Source organism: Megasphaera cerevisiae DSM 20462, assembly GCF_001045675.1.
Lineage (GTDB): Bacteria > Bacillota > Negativicutes > Veillonellales > Megasphaeraceae > Megasphaera > Megasphaera cerevisiae.
In genome coordinates this window covers 22695-34819 of record NZ_LEKT01000028.1, presented here as the reverse complement: position 1 = coordinate 34819, position 12125 = coordinate 22695, and the positions used below count along the sequence as shown (strand labels likewise).

Genomic DNA, 12125 nt, shown 5'->3' with positions numbered 1-12125 from the left:
CCCCCCCCCAATCCACGAAAAACAGGATCTCCTCCAGTACCTCCCTTTCGTACCATAGAAAAACCCGGTATATTTTTCAAGTATCCGGCCCCATCTGCCGCAGGTATAGGTTGGCGCGGATGTCGGGGATCTGTTTCCACCTTTAAAGGCTCTTTTGTCTTAGGTGCAGTTACAACAATTTCATGATCAAACGTGAATATTAAATGTTCCTTGTTTTTTTCTTCCTTTATCTCACTGTCAGACTTTTCATCCACATCTGTTCCAACATCTGTATCAGCTAAAACCGGTGCCGTCACTAAAAATGATATTATTAATACGCATACACTAATGATTCTATTTTTCATCTTTTCTCCTTATGCATTTTTTATTTTCTCTACTACTAAAATTTCCCTTCCCTCCTTCTTAAAAAAGTTATGAGTGTCTATACATAACTTTTTTTAATTTACACAAAGCATTGCTTTATTTTGATTTTAATTATCTTTATCGTTAAAATTATATCACATTTTTGATAATATATAAATATATAATAAGCAAAACTTATTATATTGAGATGGTCAATTTCATACATTAATCATAAAATATCCATCAAATGCAAATTCACATGTATTTCTTCGACCTTGTCTGAGACTTTGATTCACCATACCAAAAAAAAGAGCCATAGCAAAATAAGAAATTTCTCATCTTGTTACAGCTCCATTATTGGGTTCTAATATATTGCGTTTCTTAATAAAACAGATAAGTCAAAACACAGTCAGACAGAACTCTTCCTTTTAAGTTGTATGATGCGCTGGTTGCTTGATCCTCTAAATTGTAAGGATATGTCTTTCAATTCTTCTTTGAATTCACCATCTACAAGTGTATCTATATAAGACAGCATCTGCTTTGTCACGTTACTATATGCCCTGCCCCCATCTTTAAAATCATTCGGATACGTATATCCTGTATAACACCAGATCGTTTTATGAGGATACTTATTTTTTACCTTGCTGAGAAATTTCACCAGTTCAAGCTGATTACACGGCTCCATGGGTTCGCCTCCCAGTAAGGTAAGCCCGCTGATATATGATGGCGCAACAGCATCCATGATCCGGTTTTGTACATTCTCCGTAAATGTCTCTCCATACTCAAAATCCCACGTTTCTGGATTGAAACACCCCTTACAATGATGCGTACATCCAGAAACAAAGAGGCTGACCCGGACACCGGGACCATCAGCAATATCATAAAACTTTATATTGGCGTAGTTCATTTTTTTCTCCTACAAGTGCATTACTCTGTCCTTAATTTCTTCAGTTCTTCCCTGATTCCAAAACTGAGTCCCGATATAGCCGCAGGTTCTCCGCGCTACATTTAATTTATTCTGATCCCGATTTCCGCACTTAGGGCATTCCCATACAAGTTTACCATCACTTTCAACAATGCGAATTTCGCCATCAAACCCGCATTCCTGACAATAGTCGGATTTCGTATTTAGTTCGGCATACATAATATTATCATAAATGAACTGCTGCAGCGCTTCTACCGCTTCCAGATTATGCTGCATATCTGGTACCTCCACATAGCTTATGGCACCACCAGGAGAAAGCCGCTGAAACTGGCTTTCAAATTTCAGTTTCGTAAATGCATCTACCGGCTCTGTTACATGCATATGATAGCTGTTCGTAATATAATTTTTATCTGTTACTCCCTCGATGATACCAAATTTTTTCTGCAAGCATTTGGCAAATTTATAGGTCGTCGATTCCAATGGTGTCCCATACAGACTAAAATCAATATTATGTTCTGCTTTCCAGGCAGCACATGCATCATTCATATGCTGCATAACAGATAAGGCAAACGGGGTCGCCTGCGGATCTGTATGCGATTTTCCTGTCATATACTTGGTACATTCATATAGCCCGGCATATCCTAAACTAATCGTCGAATAGCCGCCATATAACAGTGCGTCGATCGTTTCTCCCTTATCCAGACGCGCCAAAGCACCATATTGCCAAAGAATAGGAGCCGCATCAGACTTCGTCCCTTTCAAGCGATTATGGCGGCACAGCAGCGCTTGATGACATAATTCCAACCGATCATCAAAAATTTTCCAGAACGCATCCATATTTCCATGACTGGACAATGCCGCATCCACCAAATTGATCGTTACGACCCCTTGATTAAAGCGCCCATAGTATTTAGCCTTTTTAGTCTTCGGATCTACATACGGCGTAAGGAAACTGCGGCATCCCATGCAAGTATAACAATGCCCGTCTCCATTTTCATCAATTTTATTTTGCAGCATAATTTTTTCACTTATATAGTCCGGTACCATTCGTTTCGCGGTACATTTGGCCGCTAATTGCGTCAAGTAGAAATACGGTGTTCCCTTTTTCAAATTATCCGGTTCTAAAACATATATCAGCTTCGGAAAAGCAGGCGTAATCCAAACGCCGCTTTCATTTTTCACGCCTTGGATACGCTGCTGCAGCATTTCCTCAATAATCATGGCTAAATCTTCTTTTTCACGTTCATTCCGTGCTTCGTTGAGATACATAAATACCGTAACAAAAGGAGCCTGTCCGTTTGTCGTCATCAACGTAACCACTTGATACTGTATCGTCTGTACGCCTCTGCTGATTTCTTCAAGAAGCCGGCCATGAACAACCTTTTCTATTTGTTCAGAAGAAAACTGTACTCCCAGCATCCTACACTCTTCTTGAACGTTTTTGCGAATTTTTTGTCTGCTTACATCGACAAACGGAGCAAGATGGGTTAAGCTAATACTCTGCCCGCCATATTGACTGCTGGCAACCTGCGCAATAATTTGAGTTGCAATATTGCAGGCCGTTGAAAAACTATGTGGCCGGTCAATCCGTGTACCGCTGATAACAGTACCATTTTCCAGCATATCCTCCAAGTTGACTAAATCGCAATTATGCATGTGCTGCGCATAGTAGTCTGCATCATGAAAATGTATGATCCCTTCTTCATGCGCCTTGACGATATCTTTGGGCAGCATTAAGCGCATAGTAAGATCCTTACTGACTTCACCGGCCATATAATCCCGCTGTACGCTGTTAACTGTGGGATTTTTATTGGAATTTTCCTGTTTTACGTCTTCATTGTTACATTCGATAAGGCTCAATATTTTATCATCTGTCGTATTTCTCGTTCTCATAAGAGAATGTATATATCGATACGTAATATATTCCCGCGCAACTTCGAAAGCATGGTGTCCCATAATTCCATTTTCCACGCAATCCTGTATATCTTCTACATTCACTGCATGCGGCATTTCCCTGCACATAGTTTCTACCATTTCAACAATACGACTGATCTGTACAACACTCAAACGATATTTTTCATCAACAACAGCATTGGCCTTGCTGATCGCTTTAATAATTTTATCTGCCTTGAAAACTTCCTCTGCACCGTTGCGCTTTATGATTTTCATTTCTTGACCCTCCAAATGTATTATGTGTTTTAGTATAAAACACCATCATGCAAATGTCAATAACCCCCGAATACAATATCTTACGTATATTTTTATATTTTTCCATTTTATTATACAATATATAGATTTTATATTTGTCTTCATTTTCATTTGCTGCTTATAATTTTTTACATTAAAAAGGCCATTTATATACTATTTTCCGGTTCTTTTCTGTGGTGTTTTCTGCGCAATACTTCAAAATCCTGCCAAGTCATGAGAATTTCACTCCCCATGATGATTGCCATCGCAATGAAACGGAACCAGATAAACAAGACAATAATACCCATAAGCGGCCCATACGTGAAGCCCATATTAGAAATATTCAATATATAATAACTGTATACGCTTGTTACCAACAGCCACACAATCGTAATAAAAATAGAAACGAAAAATGCCCGATACCATTTGGGGCGGAGCGTATCCGGCGCAAACCGGTAAAAGATCGTAAGAGTCAGGATCAAATCGCCAAAAGGCAATATATATTTTATCCAGTCCCAGATTTGCAGGAACAATTCCGGCAAATAAAAATAATAATGCACAGCATAAATCACTGCATTTCCAAAAACGGTAAAACCCAGGGAAACAATAATGGACAACGTCAAAAAAACTACTAAAACCATGGATTTGATTTTGACAATGAACCAGTTCTGTTGATCCCGATTTTCGTGAAATGTCTGATCACTGGCCCGAATAAGAACCTGCACGCCCTGCGCCACAGCCCACAACGCAATGAGTAAGCCGGCAGCAAGCCAGGTAGAACTGCGGGCAGCAATAATACGATATATATTAGAGGATAAAATAACAGCGACTTCCTGCGGCAAGTAATCCAATACTTTGATAATAACGGAAATTTGCGGTGCCATAAAAAATAAAACCGCATTGACCAAAAAAATCATAAAGGGAATAAAACCCATGATCAAATAATATGCTGCTTCTGCTGATGACGAGAACACCTCATCCCGATGAAATCGCCGCATGGTATTCAGAACAAAAAACATGCCAATATGACGCTTTTTGAATTTCGAATTCTTCATCACTTCATCTCCTCCGCAGAAATCCCGTATTCATTTTCTAATGATACTCTAAGTATACACTATAAATTTTACCCTTGCTTGTATCTAATTCTAAAATACTACAGATAACCTGGCCCAAACCAAACGACGGCTTAAATTTCTCTCTGCCACCCGGTTCCCTCTTATATCACTTAAGCAAAATTAATTTTCTGGCGCTGCACGTATCTCTAACAAGCATACCGCAATGCCTTTTCACAGTGTATCTGTCCGGTTCCGTACCGTCAGGACCGTCTGGACATGGAATCCCTTGTCCAACTTTGTAAAACAGAAGACATTACCGGATTATATATTATTCCCGATCATCAAAATCCTACGGCACTCTGGATGGAAGAGAAAGAACGGCAGCAAGCAGCCGCAAATTGCCGGCAGTATCACTTAATTTGCATAGAAGACGGCACTTTATTCGTTCCTGAGCAATAAGCCCCGTACACCGATTACCAAACTAATTCCAGAGCAGAGCATGTACATTTCCACCATATCCAATGCACTATCTGCCGGCCCGCGGATCGCCTTCGTAACCATGCCAGAATTTTGGCGCGACCGGCGGTCTGGCTTGCCATCAGTTCTCCCCGTACGCTGGAGGATTTGAAACAAGGACTGCAGATTATCCAGTCATTACTATAACGCTTTATCGTGACAGAATCTCTTTCCTCAAATTTTTTTCATGAACTGCTTTAGGTTTCATGTTTTCCCTTGACAAATATAACATAACGGTATAAGCTGATAACCATAATTATATATTCATCCAGAGCAGTTGAAGGACTGGCCTTATGACACTGCGGCAACCTCCCGTACGGGAAGGTGCCAATTCCAGCAGGATGTATTCCTGACAGATGATACGAATCTTTATTTACAGATGCGTCATCCGTTGATGACGTTTTTTTTGTTATATGCTTCACATTATAAGGAGACATATTCTATGAGGTACTTAAAAAATTTGACGATCATACGGTACGGTACAATATAATATTGTGCCGCATCATATGTAACCAAACACAATATAAAATTCTTCATCCAGAGCAGTAGAGGGACTGGCCCAATGATACTGCAGCAACCCCTGTCAAAAGGTAGGTGCTGATTCCAGCGGAATATTCCGACAGATGAACGTACACGCTATATTATGGACGCCATCTGCATGGCGTCTTTTTATTATGCAGATTTCATAAAGGGGGAGTATACAATGCAGGCATTATCCAAAAAAGTTTCTTTATTCACTGATTCTGTCATTCGCCGTATGACACGAATCTCAGACAAATATCATGCCATTAACCTATCACAAGGATTTCCCGATTTTCAGCCGCCTCAGCCTATTTTAGACCGCCTGTCTCAAATAGCCTATAAAGGGCCTCATCAATATGCCATAACCTGGGGAGCCCAAAATTTCCGAAACGCCCTGGCATCATATCGATCTCGTCTGCTGGGCCGTTCCATTGATCCCGACGCGGAACTGCTCGTTACCTGCGGAAGCACGGAAGCCATGATGGTGGCCATTATGACACTTGTCAATCCGGGGGAAAAGGTAATCATCTTTTCTCCGTTCTACGAAAACTATGGAGCTGATACAATTCTTGCCGGCGCGGAACCAATTTACGTTCCCTTGAACCCTCCATACTTCAATTTTGATCCCGATGTATTGGAGGGCGCCTTCCGTCAGCATCCAAAAGCTCTTATTCTATGTAATCCCTCCAATCCCTGCGGAAAAGTATTTACAAAAAAGGAATTGGAATATATCGCCGCGCTGGCGAATACGTATGATACATATGTAATTACAGACGAAGTATATGAACATATTGTATATAAGCCACATGTACATACGTACTTTGCCTCCCTGCCCGGCATGTACGAACGCACCCTGACCTGCAGTTCTCTTTCCAAAACCTACTCTATCACTGGCTGGCGCCTGGGCCATATAACAGCTCCTGCCAGCATCATTGATGCCGCCAAAAAAGTACATGACTTTTTGACGGTCGGCGCAGCCAGCCCTTTGCAGGAGGCGGCACTTGTCGGCTTTCAATTTGATCAGACCTACTATGACGACCTGTTAGCATTATACACACACAAGCGGCAGATTATGCTGGACGGGCTGGATCGGGCCGGTATTATCCACAATACTCCGCAAGGCGCCTATTACGTACTGCTCGACATATCTGAATTCGGCTTTCACAGTGATTTGGAATTCTGCGAAGTACTGGCAGAAAAAGTAGGTGTCGGTGCGGTCCCGGGTTCTTCCTTCTTCAAAGAACCGATCCACCATCTGATCCGTTTACATTTTGCTAAAAATGACGAAACCTTATACGAAGCTCTCACCAGATTAGAACATATAAAATCCCGCATAAAAAAAGGTTAATACGCTGACCGCCTGGCTTATATTGCTGCCAGCAGAATACCCATATATACTTTTTTGATTTAATAAAAAGGAGTGACGTAACATATGAAAAAACGAACTTATGGAAACGAATACGGCTTCCAAACACGTGCCGTACACACGGGAAACGATGTTGATCAGGAAACGGGTGCTATAAAAAGACCGATCACGATGGCCAACAGCTATGAACTCCCGTATGATCCGTCAGACCTAAACTGGAGCAGTGCCGGCAAAAGCATTTATGTACGCAATGGCGGCAGCAACCAAAAATACCTGCAGGAAAAATTGGCTTCATTGGAGGGCGGAGAAGATTGCATTGTCTTAGCCAGCGGCGTTGCCGCGCTGTCCGGTTTATTTTTCTCACTGCTGAAAAGCGGCGATCATGTCATTTTTTCCAGTGTCACGTATATCGCTGTATATCGCTTGTTTCATGAACTGTTGAATACTAAATTCAATATAGAAACAACGCTGGTCGATACAACAGATCCTGTCAATGTAGAAAAAGCAATTCGGCCCAATACAAAACTCATCCACATAGAAACACCCGGCAATCCCACCCTGATGATTTCAGACATCCGCAAAATAGCCCAAATCGCCCATGCCCATGAAGCTTTACTTTCTGTAGATAATACCTTCGCCTCGCCTTTCAATCAGAGACCGATTGAACTAGGTGCTGATTTTACAGTAGAAAGTCTGACCAAATACATCAATGGGCACGGCGATGCACAGGGTGGTGCCATCATTGGCAGCACCCATTACCTGAATATCATCAGAGAGCAGGCCCAGATTAATTTGGGCGGTGTCATTAGTCCTTTTAACGCATGGCTGATCATGCGAGGTGTCGTCACCTTGCCGCTACGTATGAGACAGCATAATGAAAACGCACAACAGGCTGCTGAATATCTGGAATCTCTTGATTGTGTCCGTTTTGTCGCATACCCGGGCCTGCCCTCCCATGCCGGCCACGGCCTTGCCAGGGAACAAATGGCTCCCGGCTTCGGCGGCGTCCTCTCTTTTGGTCTAAAAGCGGACCACGACACACATAATCGATTTGTCAGTTATCTGAAGGTCATCACCTCTGCCGTATCACTGGGACATGATGAAAGCCTGATCGTATTTCTGGGAGAAAACGACGAAAGACAATATTTATATCCCGAAGTATTCCACAAGGGATTTTTCCGCTTTAGTGTCGGCATTGAAGATAGCAAAGATATTCTTGGTGATTTACAGCAGGCCTTGAAAAAAGTAAATTTACTTTAAAAAAATTGTATACCATAAAACGTTATATCTGTGTTTCATCAAAAAAAGGGATCCCATTAAGGATCCCTTTTTTTGATGAAACACAGATGCTGAATCACATAGGTTCAATTACACAGATTCAATAGCGCCGGCCGGACAGCCCTCCTGCGCCTCTTTTGCACTATCTTCCATAATTGCAGGAATATCTGCCGTAATGGATTCTGCAATACCGGTTTCATCATTCATTTTAAACACGGCAGGACACGTTGCGACACAAAGACCACATCCAATACAAGTTTCATTTACATGATATTTCATAACAAAAACCTCCCTTACCACATAGACATAGTATTCTTCTGACGAGACCTATTTATTCTTTTGTAAATACGCAGCAAACTCTTTACCAAACTGCCCGCATATCCTTATAGCTGACGCATCCGGAGCCCATTGACACTGCAGCCCTTCGCCGGTTACTTCAAAACCGCCCTTCTTCAGCTGTTCACTAATTTTCCTTACTGCTTCTCCACTCCAGCCATAGCTGCCAAATGCCGCTGCTTTTTTATTTTTAAATTTTAGGCCGCACAGCATTTCCAGTATCCCGCCAATAGAAAATGAATAACCGTAATTGATCGTCGGCGAACCAACCAAAATTCCCTTCGATTTAAAAACCTCGGTACTGATATCATTTTTATCTATTTTGGCAGCGTTATACAGCTTGATAGTAACTGATGGATCTTCCGCCTGAATACCGGCGGCTATTCCTTCTGCCATTCTTCGCGTAGCGTCCCACATCGTATCATAAATGATTGTAATTTGATTTTCCTGATAGTTATCCGCCCATTTTTGATATGCCTCTATGATCTGCATCGGATTGTCTTTCCATATCACACCATGACTTGGACATATCAGATCAACAGGAACCTTCATCGCTAAGATTTCCTTAATTTTGGTCTTTACCATCGGGCTATACAGCGTGAGAATATTTGCATAATACTTTATGGCTTCCCGATACAATTCAGCCTGATCCACCGTATTATTGTACAGCAATTCCGTAGCATAATGCTGTCCAAATCCATCATTAGAAAATAAAATATTATCTCCTGTCATATACGTAAACATAGTATCCGGCCAATGCAGCATTTTAGCTTCAATAAATACTAAGCGGTGGTCTCCTATGTCCAGCACATCGTCGGTTTTAACATTAACGAAGTTCCAATCCTGATGAAAATGCCCACGAATAATCGCTTCTCCCATCTTGGTACAATAAATAGGCGTATCTGGTATTTCTTTCATCAATTCCGGCAGCGCGCCGCTGTGATCGTCTTCGTTATGATTCATCACAATACAATCAATTTGTTTTAAATCAACAGATTGTTTCAAATCACTAATAAATTCTTTGGCAAACGGCTTCCACACTGTATCAATCAATACTGTTTTTTTATCACGAATGAGATATGAATTATACGAAGTCCCTTTTTTCCGTAGAATATTCATCACCGTGAAAATGAGTCAAGCCCCAATCAATCTTACCTACCCAGCTGACGTTGTTTGTAATTTTCTTTTCCATCCATTTCTACCTCCTTTTGTTATTATAAATATATAACAAAAGGTATATTTTAGCTGTTGTAAAAACAACGTTTCTACCATTTTCCACTAATTATATTCACGCTTTGCAGAACAATACGTATATCTTCAAACGAGAACTTAAAAAAAGTACCAGAATGAACTGGACTCCCAAAAGTCAGACCTAAAAATCTAACGATTGGGACAGTTCATTCTGGTATCTCTTTTGCATACACCCTGCAGCACCTTCAGCAGGGCATTTATATTAAAACAAAATCTATCCTTACCATGCCGGTTCCAACTCTCCGGCAAAATGTTCATTTATATACTGCTTAACCGCATCTGACTGAAATGCTTTGACAAATTTCAGATACGCCGGATTATCCTTATCTTCCGGACGAGCAGCAATGATATTGACATAGGGACTGGTATTATCTTCTACGGCAATGGAATCCCGTTTACTGTTCAAACCAGCTGAAATAGCATATCCTGCATTGATGACCGCCGCATCGGTATCATCCAGTGAGCGAGGTAATTGTGCGGCCTCTAACTCAATAATATGCAAGTGCTTAGGATTAGCCACAATATCCTGTACCGTCACTTTTGTAGCACTTTTATCTGGTGCCAGCTGGATCCATCCCTGCTTCTGCAAAAGCTGCAGTGCCCGCCCGCCATTAGACGGATCGTTAGGAATCGCGATAGCAGCCCCATCTGGAATATCGGCAGCCGATTTATATGTATGTGAATACAGTGCCAAGGGAGCTAAATAGGTTTTCCCGATACTGATAAGCTGGGTACCATTTTTTTCATTAAACGCATCCAGAAAAGGCTGATGCTGAAAAGAATTCAAATCAATGTCCCCGTTGGCCAGCGCCTGATCCGGAGTGATGTAGTCAGAAAATGTTTTTACATGAACCGTAAGGCCTTGCTTGGCTGCCTCCTGCGTAACGATTTCCATAATTTGATCACTGGAGCCGGGAGTTACCCCCACTGTAATTTCCTTCTTCTCCGGTTGAACAGCAGAACGGCTCTGTAAACCGCAGCCGGTCAGCATAGACGCCGCTATGCTCAGCGTCAGTACAATACTTGCGATTATTTTTAATTTCATATCGTCTATCTCCTTGCTATGTTATTATCCGTGCAGCTATCTATCCTAGGTCTCCTGCGCACAGCAATCGGGAATATTTTCTGCTTTAGCTGAAGAATCGCGGTTTTCATCTGACAGCGAACCGGACATATACCCCATCTTCTTTACAGGAACATCATTCGCACCCGCTCCTGCTCCGGAACTTCCTTCTATTTGAGCAGTCTGGGGGGTATCCTCCAAGCCTTTAAAAAACAAAAACGCCGCATCCGTAAATTTTCTGGCATCTGTATCAGGGGCAATCAAGCCGATCTTAGCCAGTTGTTCCGTGCAATCTTTTATTGCATTATATCCGCCCTGAACCGAAGGAATAAAATGATATGATTTCAGTAAGGCCGTATTTAACTCCAAATTGCCGGCTACATACTTTTTATCCAATTCCAACTTCGCAGCTTCCTGCGGATGGGCTTGCACCCATGCAGCTCCCTTCAAAATAGCCCGGGTAGCCTTTTCGGCAACATCAGGATGTTCTTTTGCCAATTTATTCGTAACCATGCTGACGCAGCAATATTCCTGATCAAACGGCGGTGTCTGGGCCGTATCCACCAATGTACGCAAGCCGTATTCCTGCGCTGCAATCGCGCCAACCGGGTCGGTCAAACTAATTGCGTCAACGGCTCCCTTCTGCAGTGCCTGCGGTAAATCGTTGCGGGAAAAAACAGAAAACTCTACTTCCAGATTTTTATCTGTTACGCCAACTCCATCCAAATACAGCGCTCGTTTTGCGATGATCGTTCCTGAATCCGCCAAACCGGGAACTCCGATTTTTTTTCCTTTTAAATCCTTCAAACTTTGAATCGGAGAATTCTCCGGAACCAACAACCGTATGCAGCCCGTATGAATACCGGCAGTTACTTTAACCGGCAAGCCATTTTCAATGGGTTGGATCATTTTAGCGGCTAAGCCTTGCAGAACATCTACCTGATTCGCCGCAATAACATCACTGGCATGTGCCGCATCAATTTGGATCAATTCGGCATCCAGACCCTCCTCTTTAAAATAGCCATTCTCATATGCAACGAAAAGTGCGGCCTGGCACAAAGACGGTGAATATCCTACCTTCAAATGATATGGAGCATCTTTTTTTTCGTCACTGCCTGTCACTTCGGATTCAGTACCGCAGCCGGCTAATACACCGGTCAGAATCAATGCCGATACTAAAACGGCAACACCTTTTATCTTTATATTCATAACAACGTCACTTCCTTTAATAAAATGAAAAATAATTTCAAACTATATGCCTTCCGTACAGGAACAGCCCATGCG

General features: G+C 42.0%; 12 protein-coding genes and 2 riboswitches. Of the genes, 3 read left to right on the top strand and 9 right to left on the bottom strand.

The window, feature by feature from the left end:
* The 4 genes from AB840_RS17600 to AB840_RS09150 form a co-directional block, all read right to left on the bottom strand.
* Positions 1–344, bottom strand: a 344-nt coding sequence (locus AB840_RS17600) for a hypothetical protein (RefSeq protein ID WP_048514536.1), incomplete at its 3' end; no start/stop codon positions are given.
* Positions 345–751: 407 nt separating this feature from the next.
* Positions 752–1249 (bottom strand): anaerobic ribonucleoside-triphosphate reductase activating protein, encoded by a 498-nt coding sequence (gene nrdG, locus AB840_RS09160; protein ID WP_048514535.1) that lies wholly within the window; start codon positions 1247–1249, stop codon positions 752–754.
* Between the two features lie 9 nt (positions 1250–1258).
* Positions 1259–3436, bottom strand: a complete 2178-nt coding sequence (gene nrdD, locus AB840_RS09155) for an anaerobic ribonucleoside-triphosphate reductase (RefSeq protein ID WP_048514534.1) — start codon at positions 3434–3436, stop codon at positions 1259–1261.
* Positions 3437–3621: 185 nt separating this feature from the next.
* Positions 3622–4509: a YihY/virulence factor BrkB family protein gene (locus AB840_RS09150; RefSeq protein WP_072061811.1), complete on the bottom strand. Its 888-nt coding sequence runs from the start codon at positions 4507–4509 to the stop codon at positions 3622–3624.
* A gap of 276 nt (positions 4510–4785) precedes the next feature.
* Here AB840_RS09150 and AB840_RS09145 point away from each other — a divergent pair, with 276 nt between their 5' ends.
* Positions 4786–4968: a hypothetical protein gene (locus tag AB840_RS09145; RefSeq protein ID WP_048514533.1), complete on the top strand. Its 183-nt coding sequence runs from the start codon at positions 4786–4788 to the stop codon at positions 4966–4968.
* On the opposite strand, the gene AB840_RS16730 is transcribed toward AB840_RS09145, so the two are convergent.
* Positions 4948–5142, bottom strand: a complete 195-nt coding sequence (locus AB840_RS16730; protein WP_143745098.1) for a hypothetical protein — start codon at positions 5140–5142, stop codon at positions 4948–4950. The genes AB840_RS09145 and AB840_RS16730 overlap by 21 nt on opposite strands.
* A 144-nt stretch (positions 5143–5286) precedes the next feature.
* Positions 5287–5388, top strand: a riboswitch (SAM riboswitch).
* A 167-nt stretch (positions 5389–5555) separates the two neighbouring features.
* Positions 5556–5655, top strand: a riboswitch (SAM riboswitch).
* A 73-nt stretch (positions 5656–5728) separates the two neighbouring features.
* Between AB840_RS16730 and AB840_RS09140 the strand changes: the two genes are divergently transcribed.
* Both AB840_RS09140 and AB840_RS09135 read left to right on the top strand, forming a co-directional pair.
* Entirely contained in the window at positions 5729–6895 is a 1167-nt protein-coding gene (locus tag AB840_RS09140) for a pyridoxal phosphate-dependent aminotransferase (RefSeq protein WP_048514532.1), read from the top strand.
* 84 nt (positions 6896–6979) lie between these two features.
* Positions 6980–8173, top strand: coding sequence for a trans-sulfuration enzyme family protein (locus tag AB840_RS09135; RefSeq protein ID WP_048514531.1), 1194 nt, complete (start codon positions 6980–6982; stop codon positions 8171–8173).
* A gap of 108 nt (positions 8174–8281) precedes the next feature.
* Here the strand turns inward: AB840_RS09135 and AB840_RS09130 are convergent, their stop codons facing one another.
* The 4 genes from AB840_RS09130 to AB840_RS09115 all read right to left on the bottom strand — a co-directional run bounded on the left by AB840_RS09130 (position 8282) and on the right by AB840_RS09115 (position 12050).
* Positions 8282–8470, bottom strand: coding sequence for a ferredoxin (locus tag AB840_RS09130; RefSeq protein WP_048514530.1), 189 nt, complete (start codon positions 8468–8470; stop codon positions 8282–8284).
* A 48-nt stretch (positions 8471–8518) separates the two neighbouring features.
* Positions 8519–9580: a flavodoxin domain-containing protein gene (locus tag AB840_RS09125; protein ID WP_236684555.1), complete on the bottom strand. Its 1062-nt coding sequence runs from the start codon at positions 9578–9580 to the stop codon at positions 8519–8521.
* Positions 9581–9998: 418 nt separating this feature from the next.
* Positions 9999–10823 carry a MetQ/NlpA family ABC transporter substrate-binding protein gene (locus tag AB840_RS09120; protein ID WP_048514529.1) on the bottom strand — a complete coding sequence of 275 codons (825 nt, stop codon included), beginning with the start codon at positions 10821–10823 and terminating at the stop codon, positions 9999–10001.
* A gap of 45 nt (positions 10824–10868) precedes the next feature.
* Complete coding sequence (locus AB840_RS09115; protein WP_048514528.1) at positions 10869–12050, bottom strand: ABC transporter substrate-binding protein; 1182 nt, start codon at positions 12048–12050, stop codon at positions 10869–10871.
* Positions 12051–12125 lie beyond the last annotated feature (75 nt).